20 protein-coding genes are annotated in these 21,853 nt (G+C 58.1%); 17 read left to right on the forward strand and 3 right to left on the reverse strand.

Annotated elements, in window-relative coordinates; all coding sequences use genetic code 11:
- Positions 1-33: 33 nt before the first annotated feature.
- The 10 genes from KP702_RS02580 (at position 34) to KP702_RS02625 (ending at position 9,526) form a co-directional block, all read left to right on the forward strand.
- Positions 34-1,197, forward strand: coding sequence for a deoxyguanosinetriphosphate triphosphohydrolase (locus KP702_RS02580; RefSeq protein WP_215768458.1), 1,164 nt, complete (start codon positions 34-36; stop codon positions 1,195-1,197).
- Positions 1,198-1,241: 44 nt separating this feature from the next.
- Complete coding sequence (gene argS / locus KP702_RS02585) at positions 1,242-3,050, forward strand: arginine--tRNA ligase (protein ID WP_215768459.1); 1,809 nt, start codon at positions 1,242-1,244, stop codon at positions 3,048-3,050.
- A complete protein-coding gene (locus KP702_RS02590; RefSeq protein ID WP_202206534.1) occupies positions 3,047-4,162 on the forward strand; it encodes an SPOR domain-containing protein in 1,116 nt (371 codons plus the stop codon). The genes argS and KP702_RS02590 overlap by 4 nt, the downstream gene beginning before the upstream one ends.
- A gap of 10 nt (positions 4,163-4,172) precedes the next feature.
- Entirely contained in the window at positions 4,173-4,931 is a 759-nt protein-coding gene (locus tag KP702_RS02595; protein WP_086634581.1) for a ScpA family protein, read from the forward strand.
- On the forward strand, positions 4,913-5,518 hold the full coding sequence (scpB, locus tag KP702_RS02600; protein ID WP_202206535.1) for an SMC-Scp complex subunit ScpB: 606 nt from the start codon (positions 4,913-4,915) through the stop codon (positions 5,516-5,518). Before KP702_RS02595 ends, scpB begins: the two co-directional genes overlap by 19 nt.
- A gap of 9 nt (positions 5,519-5,527) precedes the next feature.
- Entirely contained in the window at positions 5,528-6,118 is a 591-nt protein-coding gene (gene tatB / locus KP702_RS02605; protein ID WP_202206536.1) for a Sec-independent protein translocase protein TatB, read from the forward strand.
- A complete protein-coding gene (gene tatC, locus KP702_RS02610) occupies positions 6,115-6,894 on the forward strand; it encodes a twin-arginine translocase subunit TatC (protein WP_202206537.1) in 780 nt (259 codons plus the stop codon). Before tatB ends, tatC begins: the two co-directional genes overlap by 4 nt.
- Before the next feature lie 14 nt (positions 6,895-6,908).
- Positions 6,909-8,171, forward strand: coding sequence for a serine--tRNA ligase (gene serS, locus KP702_RS02615; RefSeq protein WP_202206538.1), 1,263 nt, complete (start codon positions 6,909-6,911; stop codon positions 8,169-8,171).
- A 14-nt stretch (positions 8,172-8,185) separates the two neighbouring features.
- The gene (locus KP702_RS02620; protein ID WP_202206539.1) at positions 8,186-8,923 is read left to right on the forward strand and encodes an META domain-containing protein; all 738 of its coding nucleotides are present in this window, start codon (positions 8,186-8,188) and stop codon (positions 8,921-8,923) included.
- Between the two features lie 213 nt (positions 8,924-9,136).
- Entirely contained in the window at positions 9,137-9,526 is a 390-nt protein-coding gene (locus KP702_RS02625; RefSeq protein ID WP_237389836.1) for a helix-turn-helix domain-containing protein, read from the forward strand.
- Between the two features lie 45 nt (positions 9,527-9,571).
- Here the strand turns inward: KP702_RS02625 and KP702_RS02630 are convergent, their stop codons facing one another.
- On the reverse strand, positions 9,572-12,037 hold the full coding sequence (locus KP702_RS02630; RefSeq protein ID WP_202206540.1) for a helicase-related protein: 2,466 nt from the start codon (positions 12,035-12,037) through the stop codon (positions 9,572-9,574).
- Positions 12,038-12,173: 136 nt separating this feature from the next.
- On the opposite strand from KP702_RS02630, the gene KP702_RS02635 reads away from it, so the two are divergent.
- From KP702_RS02635 to KP702_RS02645, 3 genes are all read left to right on the forward strand, one after another.
- Positions 12,174-13,061 carry a ferredoxin--NADP reductase gene (locus KP702_RS02635; protein ID WP_202206541.1) on the forward strand — a complete coding sequence of 296 codons (888 nt, stop codon included), beginning with the start codon at positions 12,174-12,176 and terminating at the stop codon, positions 13,059-13,061.
- A gap of 27 nt (positions 13,062-13,088) precedes the next feature.
- Positions 13,089-14,489, forward strand: a complete 1,401-nt coding sequence (gorA, locus tag KP702_RS02640) for a glutathione-disulfide reductase (RefSeq protein WP_215768460.1) — start codon at positions 13,089-13,091, stop codon at positions 14,487-14,489.
- A 75-nt stretch (positions 14,490-14,564) separates the two neighbouring features.
- Positions 14,565-16,604 (forward strand): FUSC family protein, encoded by a 2,040-nt coding sequence (locus KP702_RS02645; protein ID WP_215768461.1) that lies wholly within the window; start codon positions 14,565-14,567, stop codon positions 16,602-16,604.
- 9 nt (positions 16,605-16,613) lie between these two features.
- Here KP702_RS02645 and KP702_RS02650 read toward each other — a convergent pair whose 3' ends face one another.
- Positions 16,614-17,435 (reverse strand): alpha/beta fold hydrolase, encoded by an 822-nt coding sequence (locus tag KP702_RS02650; RefSeq protein WP_202206544.1) that lies wholly within the window; start codon positions 17,433-17,435, stop codon positions 16,614-16,616.
- An 85-nt stretch (positions 17,436-17,520) separates the two neighbouring features.
- Complete coding sequence (locus KP702_RS02655) at positions 17,521-17,928, reverse strand: hypothetical protein (RefSeq protein WP_202206545.1); 408 nt, start codon at positions 17,926-17,928, stop codon at positions 17,521-17,523.
- 145 nt (positions 17,929-18,073) lie between these two features.
- Here KP702_RS02655 and alkB point away from each other — a divergent pair, with 145 nt between their 5' ends.
- From alkB to KP702_RS02675, 4 genes are read left to right on the forward strand one after another with little or no spacing between them, the layout of a single operon-like run.
- Positions 18,074-18,730 (forward strand): DNA oxidative demethylase AlkB, encoded by a 657-nt coding sequence (gene alkB, locus KP702_RS02660; protein ID WP_202206546.1) that lies wholly within the window; start codon positions 18,074-18,076, stop codon positions 18,728-18,730.
- A 48-nt stretch (positions 18,731-18,778) separates the two neighbouring features.
- Entirely contained in the window at positions 18,779-20,173 is a 1,395-nt protein-coding gene (locus KP702_RS02665; RefSeq protein WP_202206547.1) for a class II 3-deoxy-7-phosphoheptulonate synthase, read from the forward strand.
- Entirely contained in the window at positions 20,170-21,360 is a 1,191-nt protein-coding gene (locus KP702_RS02670; RefSeq protein ID WP_202206548.1) for a nicotinate phosphoribosyltransferase, read from the forward strand. Before KP702_RS02665 ends, KP702_RS02670 begins: the two co-directional genes overlap by 4 nt.
- Positions 21,357-21,809, forward strand: a complete 453-nt coding sequence (locus KP702_RS02675; protein ID WP_202206549.1) for a hypothetical protein — start codon at positions 21,357-21,359, stop codon at positions 21,807-21,809. Before KP702_RS02670 ends, KP702_RS02675 begins: the two co-directional genes overlap by 4 nt.
- Positions 21,810-21,853: the final 44 nt, after the last annotated feature.

Consider the following 21,853-nt stretch of genomic DNA (forward strand, 5'->3'; position numbering starts at 1 on the left):
TCCGCGCCTAAGGATCATCAGGGGAGTGTGTTGATGCCTGCCATCTATGCGGTTCAGGAAGAAGGTGCGCGAGGCCGACTCTACCCGGAGACAGAAAGCCCTGTCCGTTCTCCATGGCAGCGGGACCGGGATCGCGTCCTGCATTCCGCCGGCTTCCGGACGCTTCAGTACAAGACGCAGGTGTTTATCAATCATGAAGGTGACTTCTTTCGCACTCGTCTGACCCATTCCCTGGAAGTTGCTCAGATTGCCCGTTCGATTGCCCGAAGCCTCGACCTGAATGAGGATCTGACAGAAGCGCTCGCGCTAGCCCATGACATGGGTCACACGCCGTTTGGTCATGCTGGAGAAGATGCTCTGGCCCTTGCCATGCAGGATTGGGGTGGCTTCGATCATAACACGCAGTCCCTTCGCCTCGTGACGTCGCTTGAAACGCGCTATCACGCTTTCGATGGCCTGAACCTGACATGGGAAACGCTGGAAGGGCTGGCGAAGCACAACGGCCCGGTAAAGCGCCCAACGCCGTATCTGGCTGAATATGATGCGCGCCATCATCTTGATCTCAGCAGCTACGCGTCAGCCGAAGCACAGGTCGCAGCCATGTCGGATGATATTGCCTATCACGGCCACGATCTGGATGACGGGCTAAGAGCCGGTCTTCTGACATTCGAAGACATTGAAGATCTTCCCCTGGTGGGTGATGCGCTTCGGGCGTCGCGTGAGATGGAGCGTCGCACGGGTCGCGAAGCGATGGATCAGGCACAGCGTGTCCGTCATGAGACAATCCGCGTGGTAATCAATGCCCTCGCGACGGATTTGACGGATCAGACGCGCCGCAATCTTGAGGCTCGTGATCCGCAGTCCGCGGATGATATTCGCCATGCCGATCATGCGGTTGTGGCGTTCAGTCCCGAGATGCGGGAAAAGAACAAGGCTATCCGCAAATTTCTTTATGCCCGCATGTATCGCCACTGGCGGGTTAATCGCATGGCGCGTAAAGCGAAGATCGCGCTGGCTGAAATCTTTACGATCCTTTCAGAAGAGCCGGGCCTTCTGCCAGACCCGCTCAAGGATCGTGCCAAGGCCGCAGATGATATGGAACGTCGGCGTCTGGTGGCCAATTATATCGCCGGAATGACCGATCGTTTCGCGATGGAAGAACATCGACGGTTGACGGACCTCTCCGTGCTGGGCTGATAAAGCCCCTCCAAGACGATACAGGTTACAGGAATCGAGCTGAAATGGTCGCTGCACCCACTGCCCATACGACTGACTGCCTTTTTGCCCGCGCCAGAGACCAGGTGTGCGAGGCGCTGCGGTCCGTTGTCCCCGGCCTGCCGGAAGAGGTGGTGCAGCGCGTTGAAGTGACGCCGCCGCGTGACCCGTCCCATGGCCATATGGCGACCAATGCTGCTTTGCTGGCCGCAAAGCCTGCCAAGCGCAAGCCAGCGGAGATTGCGGCAGAACTGGTACAGAAGCTCGCCGACCTGCCAGACATAGATCATGCTGAAGCCGCCGGTCCTGGTTTCGTGAACATGACGCTGAAGCCATATGTCTTGCAGGGCGTGGCGAAAGCTGTTCTGGAGGCCGGTGAAGCCTTCGGTCGTTCCTCGATCGGGCAGGGAACGCGCGTCAATGTTGAATATGTCTCCGCCAACCCGACTGGCCCAATGCACGTGGGTCATTGTCGTGGCGCTGTGGTGGGGGATGCGCTTGCAAACCTGATGCAGGCGGCAGGCTACAAGGTCACGCGCGAATATTACATCAATGACGCCGGCACGCAGGTTGTTGCACTGACATGGGCAACTTACTGGCGTTACCTGCAGGTTATTGGCACGGACATCGATGCAGACACGTTTAGCCCGCTGACGCCGAATGGTTTGCAGTATCAGGGTGACTATCTGATCCCGGTTGCAGAGAGTATTGCTGAAAAGCATGGTCGCGCTCTAGCCAACGATGATGGCAGCCCGGCTGATCCGTCTGTCTGGTTCGATATCATCCGCGCTGAAACGCTGGTGCAGATGATGGCCGCAATTCGCGAGGATCTGGAAGGGTTGGGCATCTCCCATGAAGTCTTCGCCAGTGAAGCGGAAACGCTGGCGAGTGGACGGGTTGATGCTGCGATTGCCAAGCTGGAAAACAAGGGCCTGCTTTACGAGGGCGTGCTTGAGCCACCCAAGGGCAAGACCCCCGAAGACTGGGAACCGCGCCCGCAAACCTTGTTCCGTTCTACCGATTTCGGGGACGATCAGGATCGTGCACTTCGCAAATCTGACGGCACCAACACCTATTTCGCCAATGATATCGGATATCACGCTCAGAAGGCTGAGAACTCAGACGTTCTGATTGACGTGCTCGGTGCGGATCACGGTGGTTACGTCTCCCGCATGCGCGCTGCAATTTCGGCGCTGACGGATGGCAAGACCGGCTTTGAAGTCGTGATGTGCCAGATCGTGCGCGTTGTGAAGAACGGCGAGCCCGTCCGTATGTCCAAGCGTGCGGGCACGTTCGTGACGCTGCGCGATCTGCTGGATGAAGTTGGACGTGATGCCGTGCGCTTCACGATGCTGACCCGTAAGGCCGATGCGCAGATGGAATTCGATCTGGACGCTGTTGTCGCACAGACGCGTGATAATCCGGTGTTTTACGTTCAGTATGCTCACGCCCGCTGCCGCTCGGTTCTGCGTTCGGCAGAAGCGATGTTTGGTGCTGCATCCGTGACGCCTGAAGCGCTGGCAATTGTTGATCTTTCCGGTCTGTTGTCAGACGTGGAACTGGCCGTTCTGCATCGTATCGCGTCTTTCCCACGTTCTGTCGAAGCGGCTGCTGCAGCGCGTGAACCGCATCGGATTGCAACGTATTGCATTGATCTGGCGTCTGATTTCCACACACTGTGGAATCGTGGACGCGAAGACACGACCCTGCGCTTTCTGCATGAGAACGATCGTGAGACGAGCTTGGCAAAACTGGCGCTTGTTTCTGCGATTGCCGGCACCCTGCGTTGCGCACTGACCATTCTTGGCGTTGTGCCAGTGGAGGAAATGCGATGAGCCCTGACAGCGAGAATAATCGCGATTTCCGGGATCCGGGTGATTACGGCGCGGGACCTTCTTCTCCCCGCCCGTCGTCTGCCCCGCGTGCGGAGCGTGAGCGCCTGAGCAACGACTACGATGATGACGCCCCACCGCGTCGTCGTGCGGCGGCAGTGCCGGAGACTGCGAGCCGCGCCGGTGGCCTTGCGTCCCTTCTTGGCAGTGATCCGGCGACGCGAAAGCTTGTCGGTGGCGCCATCGGCATCGGCGCCGTGTTGCTGCTCGCTGTCGGGGGATGGTCTCTGACGGGAGGCCATCACGGCGGAATTCCCATTATTGGCCCACCGCCAGGCCCTGTGAAAGACGTTCCAACCGATCCGGGAGGAATGCAGATCATGGGGAGTGATAGTGGCGATACGGATCTGACAGGCAACGGGGAAGCGCATCTGGCTCCGGGACCGGAGCAGCCGGACGCGAAGGCGCTGGCTCGTCAGTATGGTGTGCAGCCCGGGACGCCTCCTGCGGCTCAACCGGACAAGCCAGCAGCGCCCGCTGACGCTACGCCTCCTGACGGTGCGGCTCCTGCTGCTCCAGATGCTGCAACAGGCAAGGATAAGACTGCCGCTGAACCGTCGGCTGTGCCTCCCGCGGCTCCTGAAAACAAAGACGCCGCTTCAGCGCCTGCGGACGCCGAGACGCCTGAAGAGGCTCCAGCGCCCAAGCCGGTTCCAGCCCTCAAGCCGCAGCCTAAGGCCCCTGATGCGCCTGTTCACAAGGCTGTTCCGCCCAAGCCTGTGCAGAAGCCCCTCCCAGCCCCTGTGGCTGAGCCAGAAAATGCTGTTCCTCAGCCGAAAACGGCTGCTGCTCCGAAGGCTGAGGCTGGTGGTGCACGCGAAGTTCAGCTTGCCGCGCTCGACAGCGAAGCCGCAGCGCGCAAGGAGTGGGACACACTGCGCCATCAGGCACCCGGACTGTTCGCAGGTCACTCACCGCTCTTTGAGAAGACTGCTCATGGGGACAAGACGTTTGTGCGGCTGCGTATTGGTGGCTTCGCGGATCTGAAGGCTGCCCGGGCGTATTGCGTGAAGCTGCATGCACAGTCCATCGCCTGCACTCCGGCACAGTTCTGAGAGACCGGGCTTGAGCGAGGTTCTGCATCTGACGCTGGACGGGTTTGAGGGGCCGCTGGATCTGCTCCTTGACCTCGCCCGGTCCCAGAAGGTGGACCTCGCAAAAATCTCGATTCTTCAGCTTGTCGAGCAGTATCTGTCCGTTGTGGAGCAGGCTCGCGTGGAGGCGAGGGCATTGCGGCTTGAACTGGCAGCAGACTGGTTGGTGATGGCAGCGTGGCTGGCCTGGTTGAAGTCCAAACTGCTTCTTCCTGCAGAAAATAATGGGGAAGATGCCGAAGAAGCGGTGGAGCAGCTTCAGGAGCGTCTGTTCGAACTGGAACGTATGCGGGCGGCCGCAGCCTGGCTCATGAAACAACCCAGGCTTGGTATGGATGTGTTCCGTCGCGGTGAAGGGGAAGACCACACCGAGATTGACCGTTCGGGTCTGCGAGTGGACTTGTCAGCGCTGATCACGGCTTATCTCTCTGCCCGCAGGCGCACGAACCGCAAACGTGTCTATGCGCCACGCACCCGCCGGTACTGGAGCGTGCAGGATGCGTTAGCCCGTCTGCGCCGCATGCTGGGCACAGATGCCGTGGCTGACTGGCAGACGCTGACGTCCCTTCTGCCCGAACATCTGGGGGAAGGGCTGGAAGCTGGTCCGTATGATCGCAACGCCGCTCTTGCGGGAACGCTCCTCGCAGGACTGGAAATGGCTAAGGGTGGTGCGGTGGAACTCCGACAGCCAGAGGCTTTTGCTGAAATTGAATGGCGGGCAGTCTCGTGATGTCGTCCGATATGGAGCGCGCCTGCCTGCTGGTGGAGGCGCTTGTTTTTGCAAGCCCTGAGCCGGTGCGCCTTTCCATCATTGCGGACCTTCTGAGGACACAGGGTCTGAAAATCGCGGCCGCGGAAGCTCTGGTAGCCGTTGGGGAGCGTTATGCGACCCACGCTATCGAGCTTGTTGAAGTGGCCGGAGGCTGGCAGTTTCGGACGCGCGCTGAATATGCGTCTGCGCTGACCAAGATCGTGGAGAAACCCCGTCGGCTCAGCCGGGGGGCGATGGAAACGCTGGCAATTATTGCGTATCACCAGCCGTGCACACGGGCAGAAATTGAAGCGATCCGTGGTGTATCCCTGGGGCAGGCTATTCTGGATGCGCTGCTGGAAGATAGTCTGATTGCGCCGAAAGGCCGAAAGGAAGTGCCCGGGCGTCCCGTTCTTTGGGGAACGACACCCATCTTTCTGGAGAGTTTCGGACTGCCCGATATCGGGTCATTGCCGAAGCGTGAAGACTTCCTGCTGGACAGGGCTCCCACTGAAGCAGCACCGGATGCGTCTTCACCCGTAGGCGAGACTGACGGGAAGGGCTAGGATTGTTGCATGTTTGACTTCAGTTTCTCTGAAATTGCCCTTTTTGTCGTCGTGGCAATGGTTTTCATTCGGCCGAAAGATCTGCCGGTTGCCATTCGGACACTCTCGAACGGTATCAAGGCGATGCGCCGGATGGCTGGTGAATTCCAGTCTCATATTGACGATATGGTACGGGAAGCGGACCTGTCTGAAGCGCGGGATCAGTTTCGGGATCTGAAGAACTTCAATCTGCGGGACCGGGTCACGAAGGCGATCGATAGCGATAATTCCATTCGCCGTAGCCTGGACATTGATACCAGCGGCGCAGCCGTTTCGTCCTCCAGTGTCAACGATCTGCCACGGGTCCCGGCTCCTCCACCGATGCCTCCATCTTCTTTTGGCGGTGGTGAGAGCCGCCCCTACAACGCGATGGTGCAGGATCAGGCGGAAGAAGAGCTCAATGATGACATTGTGGACGCGCCATCCATTCTTCCACCCGCAACAGCACGGCGCCTGATGCATGAGCGCCCCCGGTGGCGGGCGCCCGATATTCTGCCGCCTGTCCGTGCACTTCATCATGGCCGGCGCGTTGCCATTTCGAGCACGGAGAAAGACGCATGACGGACTCCGATACGATCCAGGACACCCCGATGCCGCTGCTCGACCATATTGTCGAGCTTCGACGTCGACTGATCTGGTCCATTGCCACGTTCGTGATCGCCTTTGCGATCTGCTATCATTTTGCAGGCGATATTTACCGGTTTCTGGCGGCTCCTCTTGGCAACATCATGCGAGAGAAGGGAGAGCAGCCACACCTGATCTATACGGCGCTTTATGAAGCGTTCTTCACCTACATCCGTGTGGCGGTGTTTGGCGCGACATGCCTGTCTTTTCCGATGATTGCCATTCAGGCGTGGATCTTCATCGCGCCGGGTCTGTATCGCAGTGAGAAGAAGGCGTTTGCACCGTTCCTCGTCGCAACGCCTGTCATGTTCACCGTTGGCGCCGCGTTGGCCTATTACGTCGTGTTCCCGTTTGCCTGGAAGTTCTTCCTGTCGTTCCAGACATCGGGTAATGGCGGAATGGACATTGAGCTTCAGGCCAAGGTGTCTGAATATCTGACGCTCGTGACGAAGATGATCCTCGCATTTGGGATCTGCTTCGAGCTTCCGGTGATCCTGACCTTGCTGGTGCGTGTGGGGCTGATCGGGACGGCGCAGCTCAAGAAATTCCGCCGTTATGCGGTGGTGGCATCCTTCGCCGTGGCGGCCGTGATTGCCCCGCCTGATGCCATTACCATGCTGAGCCTCGCCATTCCGCTTGTGGCGCTGTACGAGGTATCCATTCTTGTGGCGCGGCTGGTTGAGCCGAAGCCCGTGACTGACGAAGAAGACTGACGGAGCCCTGAACCATGCATGACCTGAAAGCCCTGCGCGCCGATCCGGCCGTATTTGACGCTGCTCTTGAGCGTCGGGGCCTGTCACCTGTGGGGCAGAAAATCGTCTCGGAAGATGAAGAGCGCCGCGCCGCTCTGGCGGCGTTGCAAGAGGCTCAGGCGACCCGCAAAACGCTGGCCAAGGAAATTGGGCAGGGCAAGCGCACTGGCGCCGATACGTCGGCTCTGGAAGCGCAGGCAGTCGAACTGCGTGACCGGATTGTGGGTCTGGAAGAGCGTGCGGCCATCATCGAAAAGAGCATCGACGATGTTCTGGCCTCTCTGCCGAACCAGCTTGACCCGTCCGTGCCGGATGGGAAAAGCGAGGATGAGAACGTCGTCGTTCATTATCGTGGTGAGAAGCGCGAATTCACATTTGAGCCGAAGCAGCATTTCGAGCTGGGTGAAGCTCTTGGTCTGATGGACTTCCCGACGGCGGCCAAGCTGTCCGGGACGCGCTTTGTCGTTCTGCGTGGTGCGCTGGCCCGTCTGGAGCGCGCACTGGGTCAGTTCATGCTGGATACACATACGACCGAGTTTGGTTACAGTGAAACCAGCGTTCCGCTTCTGGTGAACGATGCAGCGATGTATGGCACCGATAAGCTGCCGAAGTTTGCGGAAGATTCTTTCCGTACGGAAGATGGTCGCTGGCTGATCCCTACAGCAGAAGTTCCGCTGACAGCCTCTGTCATGGGCGATATTCTGCCCGCCGATGCGCTGCCGATCCGTTTGACGGCACTGTCCCAGTGTTTTCGTTCCGAAGCAGGCTCTGCGGGCCGTGATGTGCGCGGGATGTTGCGTCAGCATCAGTTCACGAAGTGCGAACTCGTTTCCATCGTGAAGCCCGAAGACAGCGATGCCGAACATGAGCGCATGACGCAGGCTGCGGAGACTATTTTGGAGCGTTTGGGCATCACGTTCCGTCGTATTCTGCTGTGTGCTGGCGATACGGGTTTTGGTGCGGCCAAGACGTTCGATCTGGAAGCGTGGATCCCTGGGCAACAGGCCTGGCGCGAGATTTCATCCTGCTCCAACACCCGGGCCTTTCAGGCGCGTCGTATGAAGGCGCGGTATCGGTCCGAGAACGGTCCGGCCTTCGTGAATACGCTGAATGGTTCCGGGCTTGCCGTGGGCCGGACCATGATTGCTGTCATGGAAACGTATCAGAATGAAGATGGCAGCATAACCATTCCTGAAGTGCTGCGTTCCTATATGGGTGGATTAACTCGTATTGGCTGAGGACCGTTTCTAACATGATGACACGCCGTTTCGCTCTTTCCCTTATGGCAGGAAGCGCCTTTGTGCAGGTGGCAAAGGCTGATCCTCTGGAAACCTTGAGCGGGACGGTGACGTATCGGGAGCGTATGGCGCTTCCCGCTGGGGCTGTACTAACAGTTCAACTGGAAGATATTTCCCGCGCAGATGCTCCGGCAATTATTCTGGCGGAGAGTCGTCAGGATATTCTTCATCCGGGCCCGATTGCTTACACGTTGCGTTATCCCGTGCTGAAAAGTGGGTTCCGATATGCTTTGCGTGCAGAAATTCGCGTAGGGAATACGCTGCTTTTCACCACTGAAGATTTTCATGGGCCTGATCAGCCGAATATTCTCGTCCGGCGCGTCTCTTCTAGTGTAGCGCCATCCCTTTATGGAAGCTGGAGTGTACAGGTTCTGGATGGCAAGCCATTAGAACAGGCAGTTAGAAAGCCTATATTAACGCTGGATCAAAATGGTCGCGTTTCAGGGTTTGGGGGCTGTAACAGACTGATGGGCCATGCCGTGATTAAGGGCAATGCAATACGGTTTGCGCCTATGGCTATGACCCGAATGGCCTGTATTGGTTCAGGCATGGATGTTGAAAGTCATTTCGTGAAAAATTTGGAGGATGTTCGATCCTGGTCTATTGGGCAACGGGGAGAACTGTCTCTGAATTCACAGAGTGGAAACGCCATGGTTGTTTTGACTGCAACAGTTATTGATAGTCAAAAATAACAGCATTTTTAAAAATATTTTTATTTTTTTGGATGTTAAGTATCTAGCGCTTTAATTCGACGCGTCAGATTATTTTTAACTTCGGGGGCGGATAAAAATTATTTGCAAATTGATGAAGTTTTTCCGATAGCTGCGGGCTTGTTGATACCTTCTCAATCTGAAGAGCGTGCGTTTCAGGTGCTTGAAGGTACGGTGATGCTTGGGATGAAAAAAATGACTCAACCTACGGAAGAAAATGGGCCAGAGCGGGTCTCCCCGGGGCTGGAGCTTGGACGCCGTATCCGTCTTCTTCGGGAAATGGTTGGACTGAATCAGCAACAGCTTGCAGATCGGGTCGGAATTTCGCGCTCGGCTGTAGCTTTTTGGGAGACCGGGCGCTCCGGGCATGTCGGTAAGCATCTGGGCGCACTGGCTGAGGCCCTCGGGGTGGATGCTGAAGTGCTCCTGACCGGCATGGCGTACAAGGAAATCCAAGAAACGCTGACACCCGATGAAAGCATGTTCCTCAACCTGTATCGGCAGCTGAGTCCGCTCATCAAATTGCAGGCCCAGAAATGGGTAGAACGGCGCGTCCGACAGGCTGAGGAAGCCGCCGAAGGCTAAGGTACTCCGAAGGGCAGGATGTTTCGTGCCCCTCGGAGCGGTTTTTCAGCTTCGTTTCCGAGGGAAGCCGCCAGGCTTCCCTTTTTTCTTGAAGCCCGGCTTGGCAGGATGGCCTGATTTTCCGGCAAAAGGCTTGTCACTGCGGCCTCTCGGCGTGAACCCGCCGCGCTGCTGCTTCTGGCTTTCGCGCATCCGGCTCTGGGTGCGAAGAACCTGCTCAATCCAGTCATTCAGGATCGACGTATTGATCTCAGCGTTCTGCTGCGCGGGATAGGCTTCCGGGAAGCGCAATGCGAGCCAGCGCCAGGCGACGAGGCGCTTATGGCGCTTTTCGGCCCGTTCCAGCTCCTCACGGCCTGCCTGTTCCGGATGGGGCAGGCGACCCGTTCCCGGGGGCGGAACCGGGCGACCAGCAGCGTGATCCGCTGCCCAGCTCACCAGTCGCTGAATCCCATTGTCCCGCTCATCAATCGGGCACATGGCGTAGGTCCAGCGTGTGGTCAGATCGAGGTTTTCCACGCCTTCCAGGGCTGCCGCAATCTCGAGAGACTGTTCCATGTCCGCCAAGCGGTAGTTTGGATCATCCGGCCGCAGAACAGCGTGCTTGATGCGCGTCAGAACACCATAGAGGCTGTCGCTGCCGATTTCTTCAGCAACGGCACGCACGATGTCTGAGTCTGGCTGGACCAGTGGCCGCAGCTCCGTCACAGGTTCTGGAGGAGCAGCCAGCATGTGGCGAACGAAAGTCGGGCTTCCAGATTCTGCAAGAACGCAGACAAGGCCTTCCTCGTGCTTGCCGTAGCGGCCAGCACGACCACCGATCTGTTTGACCTCTTGCGAGATCAGATCGCGGGTCTGGCGCCCGTCAAACTTGCGCAGGGCGCTAAAGACAACGCGGCGGATGGAGAGGTTCAATCCCATTCCGATAGCGTCTGTCGCAATCAGAATGTCTGCATCGCCATTGTTGAAACGGGCGGCTTCTGCGCGGCGCACTTCCGGGCTGAGGGCGCCATAAACAACGGCCACCCGGCGTCCACGGGCCATAAGCTCGGCTCGCATGTCCAGAACTTCACGCCGTGAGAACGCAATGACGGCATCGCCGACCGTCAATTCGCTGAGATGAACCGTTCCGCCAGCTTTGAGCGGACTTTTTCGTTCGAGATGGATCTCGTCCACCGGATCGTCACAGAGTTCGGCAATCCGTTTGACGAGCGGGATACAATCCGCAGCGCCAAGAATGTACACGTGCCGAGCCGGTACACCCATGATTGCGGCTGTCCATGCTGCACCCCGATCCGGGTCCGCCAGCATCTGGGCCTCATCAATGATGGCAACGTCCACCGGCTTGTGAAACGGGCACATTTCGACCGTTGCTGCCAAGTGGCGGGCACCGGGCATTTCAATGCGCTCCTCGCCCGTGGCCAGAGATGCGGGGACGCCACGGGTCAGCAGAGCTTCCCGGAATTCATGCGCCAAAAGGCGGAGGGGAGCGAGCGCCAGGCCGCTCTCCGCATTGGCGAGAGCATTGAGCGCTGTGTAGGACTTCCCCGAATTGGTCGGGCCCGTAACGAGCGTAATGCGGCGCTTGAGAGAACGCGCCGTGCGGAAATGAGCCGCAAAACGATCCAGCGCTGCAACGCGGGCAATGGCGGCATTGCCGACTTTGGTGCCACGTTCCAGCTTCTCCGGACGATCCGGTGTGCCGCTGCGCCACTCGGGAAGGCGTGCACGAAGCTTCTTCAGTTCGTCTGGATCGAAGAAAAACAGCTCGATGCCGTCGTCACGTGTTTCGCGTTTGGCAATGGGAAGACGGTTTTCCGCCACCCATCGCAACGCTTCACGCCGGGAACAATGGAGAATGCCCGGGACTTCTTCAAACCCGGCAAGATTGGCTTCCCATTCTTTCAGGCGTTCGAGTTCGCGCTCCCGGCGACGTTCTGCGCGGGCCTGAATATCAGCCTGTTCACGGGCGCGGCGCTCTTCGGCCAGGCGCAGGTCATCCTCGAAGCCGAGATCAACGCTTCCGAAAGCGCCTGCAATGCTGCGGGACAGTTTTTCAAGCTGACCGCCAGAGAGGATTAATCCGGCATCTGCCAGATCAGCCCGAACTTCTTCCAGAACACTGCGTGGCGAGTCTCCCAGATCCTGCCAGCGCGAAACCAGAACATCGTCCAGTGTGAGGCGCAGGGCTGCAATGTCGGCACGAGGGTCATGCGTGCGGGCTGCAGCTTCCTGTGTGTCGGCCTTCGTGACCCAGACTTCACCGGCACGGCGGGCGACATTCATGAGCTGGGACGCCCATGTCTTACGCCGAACGACGCACAGCGCGTCGATCAAGGCGTCGTGGGGGAGGGTCGCCTCATTGCCTTCAAGCCGCCGGGCGACCTGTCGGAGCAGGGCTGGCCGCTCACGAGGGGTAATATCCAGAGGTGTCCCGAAATCGGCTACAGCCTGGTTCAGGGCACGTTCGGCGGGAGAGAGGGGGGCGTCGCTCACGGAGTCGTCTGTCATGAAAAGACTTTTGCGTCATTCGGCTAGCAGGTTCAACGCGCATGGGTTTTCCGAAACGTGATGATTGCGCTAAAAGGTCCGGCTCTTATCAGGTCCGAGACCTGTTATCCGTGCCACACCGGAGACAGAAACCGATATGTCCACCCCGAGTTTTGCCGCCCCGACTCCTGAGATCGACGAACCCATTACGGGCCTGACGCCGTATGAAGGCCATCCGAAACAGTATCGTCTGGCTGAACCCAGCAAGGAATACGCTCATCTGTATCCTGCAAAGGTTCTGACCGTTCATCACTGGACGGACCGTCTTTTCAGCTTCACCACAACGCGTGATCCGGGCCTACGGTTCGAGAACGGCCAGTTCGCGATGATTGGCATTGAAGTCGAGGGCAAGCCGCTTCTGCGTGCTTATTCCATCGCGTCTGCCAATTATGAAGACCACATGGAGTTCCTCTCCATCGCCGTGCCGGAGGGGCCGCTGACGTCCCGTCTGCGTCATGTGAAGGTGGGCGATACGGTTCTGATCGGTCGTAAGCCGGTGGGGACGCTGCTTCTTGATAACCTGAAGCCGGGTCGTAACCTGTACTTCCTGTCCACAGGCACAGGCCTTGCGCCGTTCATGAGCCTCATCAAGGACCCGGACGCTTACGAGCGTTACGAGAACGTGATTCTCAGCCACACAGTCCGTATTTCGGGCGAACTGGCTTACGAGAACCACATCCGCCACGAACTGCCGGAGCATGAGTTCCTGGGTGAGTTCGTTGCCGACAAGCTGAAGTACTATCCGGCTGTAACGCGTGAAGACTATGCCGTCACGGATCGCATTACGAAGCTGATCGAAAGTGGCAAGATCTTCGAGGATCTGGGCATCGACAAGCTGGACCCCGAGCATGACCGTGTCATGATCTGTGGTTCGCCGGAAATGCTGGCAGATACGGAAGCGCTTCTGGAGCGTATGGGCTTTGAGGAAGGCAATATGAGCCGTCAGGGTTCTTATGTTGTCGAGAAGGCGTTCGCAGAGCGCTGAGACCACAGGCACGGAAGGCCGGGATTTATGCAGGAATTCGATCTTTTCGTCATCGGAGCCGGATCGGGCGGGGTACGCTGTGCGCGTATCGCTGCCCAGAACGGCGTGCGCGTCGCGATTGCGGAGCGTCGTCACTGGGGCGGAACCTGCGTCAATCTCGGCTGCGTGCCGAAGAAGCTGATGGTTTATGCGGCGGAATATGGCCGCGAGATCGATGATGCCCGCGCCTATGGCTGGGACGTGACGCCGGGACCGCATGACTGGCGCACGTTGATTGATGCCAAAGATCGCGAGATCGAGCGCCTGAATGGCATTTACGTCTCAATGCTGAAGAAAGCTGGTGTTGAGCTGTTCACGGGCGATGCGCGCTTTGTGGATGCGCATACGGTTGAAATCGGTCCGTCTGAGCTTGCTCCGGATGCTGCGGTTCAGACCGTTCGTGCCAAGAACATTGTCATTGCGACGGGTGGTGCGCCGACGCGTCTCGATATTCCCGGCGCAGAGCACGCGATTGTCTCGGATGATGCATTTTATCTGGAGAACCGGCCTGAGCGCGTTGCCATTATTGGCAGCGGTTATATCGGGATCGAATTTGCAGGAATTTTTGCGGGCCTCGGCTCGCAGGTGGACTTCGTTTATCGACAGGATCTGCCGCTGCGTGGGTTTGACGAGGAACTGCGTCGCCATATGGCAGAGCTGGTGCCCTTGAATGGCATCACGTCTCATCCGGGCAGCACACCGGAGCGGATTGAAAAGACTTCTGAAGGGTATCGTCTTCACCTAAGGGGTGGAAAGGTCATCGAAACCGACTGCGTTTTCATGGCAACCGGGCGGCATCCGAACCTGACATCCCTGCGGCTGGATCTGGCCGGGGTCGAAGTCACAGACTGTCGCATCGTGACGCGCCTTGAAGATGCAAAGACGAACGTTCCGGGCATCTATGCCATTGGGGACGTGACCGATACCTATAACCTTACGCCGACCGCTATCGCCGAGGGCCATCTTCTGGCGGAGCGTCTGTTCGGTCAGGCGGGGCGTGAGTGGTCTTTTGCCACGACACCCAAAGCCGTGTTCTTCAGCCAGCCGCTCGCTTCGGTAGGTCTGACCGAAGAAGAGGCTGTTGAACACCACACACTTGATATCTACACCTCGTCCTTCACGCCGATGCGCCAGTCGCTGCCCGGCCGTAAGGGCAAGGCCTTCATGAAGCTGGTCGTGGATTCAAAAAGCCAGGTCGTGCTTGGTGCCCACATGATTGGTCCGGATTCACCGGAGATCATTCAGGGGCTGGCCATTGCCGTCACGGCAGGTCTGACCAAGCGCGATCTTGACCGCACGATCGGCCTTCACCCTACAAGTGCGGAGGAGTTCGTGACCATGCGGACGCCAACGCGCCATGTTCCTCCTTCCTCCGACAAACAGAACTGATACTCCGATGGCTCATGACGATCCTTTGCCGCCCCTGAAGATCATGAGCCATCACATAACAGGGCAGGTGCAGGCGTGAAACTCGGCTGGCTGTTTGCGCCGTCCATCACGTCCGTGATGTTCGCCCTGCGTACGACGATTGCCTCCCTGCTGGCCCTGGCCATTGCCTTGTGGATGGAGCTTGGTGAGCCACAATGGGCCGCCATGACGGTCTGGATTGTGGCCCAGAATTCCCGTGGAGAAAGTATTTCCAAGGGTCGGTGGCGTCTTGTCGGCACGGTCGTTGGCATGGTTGCCGCCATCGCCCTGATGGGAATGTTCCCGCAATACCCTTGGCTATTTCTTCCCGCTTTGGCGATCTGGGTCGGGCTTTGCGCCGGGTTTGCCACCCTGACGCATAACTTCCGAGGCTATGCACTCGTTCTTGCCGGTTATACCTGCACCATCATTGCCCTTGGCGCCGTCAAAGAGCCGGACAATGTGTTCAATATCGCCATGGCGCGCGGAACATACATTTTTCTGGGCGTGATCTGCGAGACGGTCATGGGAATGGTGTTCGTTCCCAATGTGGCAGACCGCGCCCGGGAAGAACTGCGAAAGCGGTTACAGGCTATTCTCACAAAAGCCAGTGGTGCCCTGACGGATGTTCTGAACCAGAAAGCCAACGCCACAGATACGCTCTGTGCCCTCATGGGATCGCTTCAGGCTTCCAGCGATCAGATTGAGTTTTCTCGGATTGAAATTCGCAGCCAGGGTAACGAAGTCGAACACGCCTATGTAACGCTGGGCCTCGTGGCGCGTGTTCTGTCGCGCGGACTGGGCCTTAAGACGCGTATGACGTCCGTGTCTCATATTCCAGACGCACTGCTTCCTTTTCTTCACGATATGGGCGTTGCCCTTGAAGGACTGCCTGCGCGTCTGGAAAGTGACCGTCGCGGTATTGCGGCCCTTGTCCAGACCGAGGCGCTACTCGCGGAATGCCGGGGGCGAATGCAGGCCGTTTTACCGCGCGACGATGAAGACTCCCTAAACGAAGGCATCATTCTGACGGGTGTGGAGGTCATGATTTCGGACCTCTGCGAAACTCTGCGCTCCTATCGCGCCAGCGTAGATGGTGCCCCGATTTCCGAACGTCATCGCCTGACCCGGAATACGGACTGGCGAGCGGCTGCCCGAAACGGGGTGCGGACCATGGCGGCACTTCTTTTCGGGGCGTATGTCTGGGAAGTGACAGCATGGCCGCAGGGAAGCGTCTTCCTGACCTTCATTGCGGTGGTCTGTGCCCGTTTTGCAACTTTCGAAAATACCGTCCTGCTCAGCGCAGCGTTCTTCTACGGAGCCGTTTTCGCGGCACTCGCCAGTGTCATTCCCGTCTTTGTCGTGATGCCGGTCACAGCCAGCTATGCGTTTTTCTGTCTGACAGTGGGCTTCTTCATGATGCTCGGCGGTCTTGCGACCCGGAATCCGGGAACGGCTGTGATGGCGGCGTCTTACGGCACGTTCTTTCCCTTCCTGCTCGGCATGGACAATCAGGGGCGTATGGATGAGCTATCATGGCTCAATACGACCATTGCGCTGCTGCTCGGTCTGGGGGCCGGTGTGGTCATCTTCCGTGCGGTTCTGCCATTTACGCCGCGTCGGGCCGCGGAAGTTCTTCGCTATCAGCTCAAGCGCAGTCTGCGGCGACTGGCATTGCCGGGTGTTGTGATGGACGAATATGTCTGGATCAATGATGGCACGCAGAGCATGGAACGTGCGGTTCGCTTCGCTGGCTCTTTGGAGAGTGACCGTGCGGAGGAAATGTTACGTGGCACTCTCTCGGTCATGACAGTGGGACGCAACGTGCTGATGCTGCGCAAGCTGGCCCAGCATGGCAGCCTGCCGGAGACCGCTGTGGCAGCCGTGGATGGTCTGATCCGAAATCTCTTGCGTCGGAAATTACCGCTTACCCATACAGCCGCAACAATTGAGCCCACGTTGACAGAGCTTTATGCCCTTGAGCGGGCGTCTCAGGACCCGTCCATTCGCCATGATCTGGTTCTGGCGATTGGTTCCCTGCTGATCGTGCAGTCAGAACTGCCGACCAGCAGGGCATTTCTCAGGGCAACGACCTGAGCCGGGAGGTCAGGACGCCAGGAATTCCAGCAGGTCTGCATTGACCTGCTCGGCATGGGTCAGGAACAGCCCATGTGGCGCCCCGTCATATTCACGGAAAATCGATCCAGGGATCATATCGGCAGCCCGGCGTCCGGCGATATCGGCCGGGACTGCCGAGTCAGCCGTTCCATGGATGATGAGCGTCGGAATGGTGAAGGACTGAAGGTCTCCGCGGAAATCCGTTTTTCCCCAGGCATCCACACAATCGAGCGTAGCCATTGGGCTCGCCATGCTGGCCAGCGTGAAGGACCAGTCGAGCACGCCTTCACTGACCGGATGGTGCAGCATCGTTGTGCCATAAAAACCTGGAAGGAAGCTCTTCAGGAAGCCAAAACGATCCTGTCGGATTTCCTGCTTGATACCGTCAAAGACGGAGATATCCACCCCATCAGGATTATCGGCGGTCTTCAGCAGGAACGGAACGATGGATGCCAGAAGGACGGCCTTGGAAATTCTGGCTCGGCCGTGCCGTGTCAGATAGCGGGCCACTTCGCCGCCGCCCATTGAGAAGCCAACGAGAGTTGCGTCCCATAGATCAAGCTGTTCCAGAATGACGGCAAGATCATCAGCCAGAACGTCATAATTGTAGCAGTTGATGGGGTGGCCTGAGAGACCAAAGCCGCGACGGTCATAGGTAATGACGCGGTAGCCGGCTTCGACAAGAGCGAGGGTCTGTTTTTCCCACATGTCGCCGGTCAGCGGCCAGCCGTGGATCAGAACAACCGGGCGTCCAACGCCCATATCCTTCACATGAAGGCTCGTTCCGTCAGTGGCAGTAATATATGGCATGGAGTCTGCTCCTCATACGATCTGGCTGGATAATACCAGCCGCATCCTGAAGAGCAGAACCCCGGCGCCAGAGATTGGTTTCGTTTTACCAGCCGTTGCCGCGTGGAGCCACATAGCCGTTGCCCGTGGCATCACCGAGCTGGCCAGACTGGGTGTTGTTGCTGCCCTGATAGGCCGACCCGAATTTAGAAAGATTGGCGCCCGTTACGCTATCACGCTCCACACCGGCTTCATGATCCGGATCTGGCCCGTGCTCGAATTCCGTGCTCGGGGCATCTTGGTAGCCAGGCGGGAGGGACCGATGACCGCGGGCACGGAAATGCTCGCCACCATTGGCTTTCTGTTCGGCGCCCGGCACCTGGGACTGAGTGCTGTTCTGCGAGGGTGCTGCATCATAAGGCTGGCCGAAAGTGGCAGTCTGCGCCTGAGCCACCCCTCCCAGTAAAGCAGTTGCCAGCAGGGCGTGGCAGAAAAAGTGGGAAGAGGGCAGCATGGGATCTGGTCCTGAGCCAATTCATGGAAATCAACGGCCCCATCACCATATGGAAAGCAGAACCGCATATTTTTTTATAATCGGTCCGCTTGGGCTGAGGTTCAAGAGTTCTTTTCATCTCGAATTATTGGAGCAGGAGGAAGACGTGGAGGATCTCTTTGCTGGAATGCGGGGCCGTACGGACCTTGGAAGTGGTGCGGTCTGGCTCCCTGGCTTTGCCGACTCCGTTGCAGAACAGCTGTTGCAGCATGTCCATCTCCTCTCTCAGGCTTCCCCTTTCCGCTTCATGATAACGCCGGGTGGTCGGCCTATGTCCGTCGCCATGACCAGTTGCGGGGCCTGTGGGTGGTATACGGACAAGCGCGGCTATCGGTATGTTCGGCAAGACCCGTCGACTGGTCATCCATGGCCGGAGATGCCGGATATATTTCGTCACATCGCTGTAGCCGCAGCAGTTGAGGCAGGGTTTCCGGATTTTTCTCCCACGTCCTGTCTGGTGAACCGCTATGAGGCGGGCGCGAAGATGGGGCTCCATCAGGATCGGGATGAAGACGACCTGGCGTCTCCGATTGTGTCTGTTTCTCTGGGCGTTCCAGCCCGATTTGCTTTTGGCGGTATGCTAAAGACAGACCCGGTCAGGCGCTTTGATCTGAGGCATGGAGATGTCGTGGTCTGGGGTGGGGCTTCCCGGCTGGCGTGGCATGGCGTTTCCCCTGTGCGTGAAACATTCCATCAGCAGACAGGTGCCATGCGTTACAATCTAACTTTTCGCGCTATCAACCCGGCGCTTTTTCAGCCATAAACAGCGCCCCGCAATTTTGTTCACTTCCCGACCCCCGGAGGGCATTCAATGCACCCCTCGACCAAGACCCAGACGTCCACCAACACGATGTCATGGTCTCCTGCAAGCTGGCGTTCCCGTCCGATCGTCCAGGCCCCGTCTTATGAAGACGAAGCTGCGCTTGCTGCTGTCGAGGCTCGTCTGCATCGATATCCCCCGCTGGTTTTCGCGGGTGAAGCCCGCCGCCTGAAGACGCGTCTGGCCGCAGCATCCCGCGGTGAAGCCTTTGTGCTTCAGGGTGGGGCCTGCGCGGAAAGCTTTGACGAATTTACCGCAGATATCGTCCGCGACACCTTCCGCGTGCTGCTTCAGATGGCTGTGGTTCTGACATTCGCCGCCAAGGTGCCTGTCGTGAAGATTGGCCGTATGGCGGGTCAGTATGCCAAGCCGCGCTCGTCCAATACGGAAACGATCGATGGTGTGACGCTGCCGTGTTACCGCGGTGACATCATCAATGGTCCAGAATTTACGGCGGCTTCCCGTATTCCTGATCCTGCCCGCATGGAAACGGGGTATTTCCAGTCCGCTGGCGTTATGAATCTCCTGCGTGCGTTTGCAAACGGCGGCTATGCAAACCTGCATCAGGTCCATAGCTGGAACCTCGGCTTTGTGGAGCGCTCACCGCTCGCAGCGCGCTATCAGGATCTGGCGCATCGTATTGATGAAACGCTGTCCTTTATGCGGGCTTGTGGCTTCGACAGTGCCGCATCCCAGATTGATGAGACGGAATTCTACACCTCTCACGAGGCGCTGCTCCTGCCATATGAGCAGGCCCTGACGCGGATCGACAGCACCAGTGGTGACTACTACGATTGCTCGGCGCATTTCCTGTGGATCGGGGATCGCACCCGTCAGCCGGATGGCGCGCATGTCGAGTTCCTGCGTGGCGTTCAGAATCCGATCGGCATCAAGGTTGGTCCGACGACCACAGTTGAGGATCTGGAGAAGCTGCTCGAAATCCTGAACCCGAACGATGAAGCCGGCCGGATCACGCTGATCTCGCGTATGGGCAAGGACAAGGTGCGCGAGCATCTGCCGCCGCTGCTTGACGCTGTCATCAAGACGGGTCGTACGGTCACATGGCTCTGCGACCCGATGCATGGCAACACCACCACGACATCCAGCAAGGTCAAGACGCGTTCGTTCGAGAGCATTCTGGGCGAAGTGCTTGGTTTCTTCGATGTGTTTGAAGCCGCAGGCCGTCGTCCGGGCGGTATCCACCTTGAAATGACAGGTCAGGATGTGACCGAATGCATCGGTGGCGCCCAGTGTCTGACGGAAGCTGATCTGGGTGATCGGTATGAAACATTCTGTGATCCGCGCCTTAATGCGGAACAGTCGCTTGAAATGGCGTTTCTACTTGCGCATGAACTGACAGGCCGACGAGCAGGAAAGCAGGAATGAATTCTTCCGTTTCTCAAAGCGCATTAGAACAGTCCAGCGGTGCCATTGGCCCGCTGGATCAAAAAACAATTGAATCCAGGACAGACGCCTACTTCGGGCGAACCCGAAAAATCGTCGAACATTTTGGTGATGCGAAAGTCACCTATGCAGTTTTTATCCGTCGCCCGGTCATTGCGGCCTGTGGCATAGCAGTGACCTGGCTGCGGAATGTGGCCAAGGCCCAGAGTTTCGATCTCCATATCCGCGAAGTTTATGAAGAAGGGCAGTGGGTCGGCGCGGGTGAACCGCTTCTGTATCTGACTGGCCCGTTCACAAAACTGGCTCCTCTGGAAACTCTCGTCCTTCAACGCCTGGGCGCTGCTTGCGTGGCTGCCCACAATGCTTACCAGATGGCCATGGCATTACCGGAAGTCCCGTTCCTGGCGATGGAAGCGCGTCATTGCGCGGGCTTCGAGATGCAGGAACAAATGGGCTATGCGGCAGCCGTCGGCTCCCGTGCGGCCCAGAGGGAAGGGGCGCGTGGTTTCATTGGCAATGCCAACGATGCAACGGCCGGATTCTTTGGGCAGGAGCATGGTCTTGGGACCATGCCGCACGCCTTGATCGGTTATGCCGGTTCAACGCTCCGGGCGGCCGAGATGTATGCGGAAGTCTACCCGAATGACCCCCTGACCATTCTGGTAGACTATTTCGGGCAGGAAGTGACGGATGCGCTGGAAGTGTGTCGACGTTTCCCGGAGAAAGCTGCTGCCGGGCAGTTGAGTGTCCGCCTCGATACGCATGGTGGGCGCTTTCTGGAAGGGTTGGACCCACAGTCGTCTTACGCCGTGCTGGAACGCTACACGCCGGGCACGATCCGTCGTTACCGCTCTGACGCAGAACTGCGGGATCTGGTTGGCACGGGTGTTTCGGCTGCTGCAATCTGGCGGATGCGCGAAGCTCTGAACGAGGCTGGTTTTCCGAAGGTGAAAATCACGGTGTCGTCAGGGTTCAATGTGTCCAAGTGCACGAGCATGCGGGATGCTCATGCGCCGATTGATGTTGTCGGCAGTGGCTCTTTTATTCCGGATCGTTGGTCCGAAACCTATGCAACGGCAGACATCGTGGCCTATGACGGCACGCTTCGCGTCAAGGTTGGGCGTGAATTTCTGCTGAACAAGGCAAAAGCCGAACAGGAGGTCTCATGAGTGACGAACCCGAAAACCCTGGAACGGAAACCGCCGGGCAGGGCCAGTCCTGGAGTGTCAGGATCATCGATCTCTCCGGCGCATCTGAGGACGATACTGTGGAAGTCGTAAAAGACTTCATGGACCTGATGCACGCCAATGCTTACGCCCGCGCCTATGTGCGAGACAGTATTGAGCGCTGCCGTGTTTCCGGTGCGACAAGTCGTGAAGTGCTGGAAAGCTGGATGGCTTTTGGTGAGAACGCGGAAGTTGTTGATGCGGGAGATGATGGCTGGAAGTCGTCCACGGAACTGGATGACTTCGTTGCCAATCGGGCGACACCCATGGAGCGCGACTGGCGCGCTATTGATCCGCGTCGTCTCGTGGATGACGACGAGATTGCTGGTCCTCCAGACGATGACGAAGATGATGAAGACGACGAAAATACCCACGAAGTCATTCGTCACTGAATAAATGGCTGCCCTTGTGAGACTACTGTTTCACAAGGGCAGCA

It is taken from the genome of Gluconobacter sp. P5B12 (assembly GCF_018812035.1).
Lineage (GTDB): Bacteria > Pseudomonadota > Alphaproteobacteria > Acetobacterales > Acetobacteraceae > Gluconobacter.

Bases quoted from the DNA above. Each gene is read 5' to 3' on its own strand.
- KP702_RS02580 (WP_215768458.1), top strand. From the start codon at position 34: ATGCCTGCCATCTATGCGGTTCAGGAAGAAGGTGCGCGAGGCCGACTC.
- argS (WP_215768459.1), top strand. From the start codon at position 1,242: ATGGTCGCTGCACCCACTGCCCATACGACTGACTGCCTTTTTGCCCGC.
- KP702_RS02590 (WP_202206534.1), top strand. From the start codon at position 3,047: ATGAGCCCTGACAGCGAGAATAATCGCGATTTCCGGGATCCGGGTGAT.
- scpB (WP_202206535.1), top strand. From the start codon at position 4,913: ATGGCGGGCAGTCTCGTGATGTCGTCCGATATGGAGCGCGCCTGCCTG.
- tatB (WP_202206536.1), top strand. From the start codon at position 5,528: ATGTTTGACTTCAGTTTCTCTGAAATTGCCCTTTTTGTCGTCGTGGCA.
- tatC (WP_202206537.1), top strand. From the start codon at position 6,115: ATGACGGACTCCGATACGATCCAGGACACCCCGATGCCGCTGCTCGAC.
- serS (WP_202206538.1), top strand. From the start codon at position 6,909: ATGCATGACCTGAAAGCCCTGCGCGCCGATCCGGCCGTATTTGACGCT.
- KP702_RS02620 (WP_202206539.1), top strand. From the start codon at position 8,186: ATGATGACACGCCGTTTCGCTCTTTCCCTTATGGCAGGAAGCGCCTTT.
- KP702_RS02625 (WP_237389836.1), top strand. From the start codon at position 9,137: ATGACTCAACCTACGGAAGAAAATGGGCCAGAGCGGGTCTCCCCGGGG.
- KP702_RS02630 (WP_202206540.1), bottom strand. From the start codon at position 12,037: ATGACAGACGACTCCGTGAGCGACGCCCCCCTCTCTCCCGCCGAACGT.
- KP702_RS02635 (WP_202206541.1), top strand. From the start codon at position 12,174: ATGTCCACCCCGAGTTTTGCCGCCCCGACTCCTGAGATCGACGAACCC.
- gorA (WP_215768460.1), top strand. From the start codon at position 13,089: ATGCAGGAATTCGATCTTTTCGTCATCGGAGCCGGATCGGGCGGGGTA.
- KP702_RS02650 (WP_202206544.1), bottom strand. From the start codon at position 17,435: ATGCCATATATTACTGCCACTGACGGAACGAGCCTTCATGTGAAGGAT.
- KP702_RS02655 (WP_202206545.1), bottom strand. From the start codon at position 17,928: ATGCTGCCCTCTTCCCACTTTTTCTGCCACGCCCTGCTGGCAACTGCT.
- KP702_RS02665 (WP_202206547.1), top strand. From the start codon at position 18,779: ATGCACCCCTCGACCAAGACCCAGACGTCCACCAACACGATGTCATGG.
- KP702_RS02670 (WP_202206548.1), top strand. From the start codon at position 20,170: ATGAATTCTTCCGTTTCTCAAAGCGCATTAGAACAGTCCAGCGGTGCC.
- KP702_RS02675 (WP_202206549.1), top strand. From the start codon at position 21,357: ATGAGTGACGAACCCGAAAACCCTGGAACGGAAACCGCCGGGCAGGGC.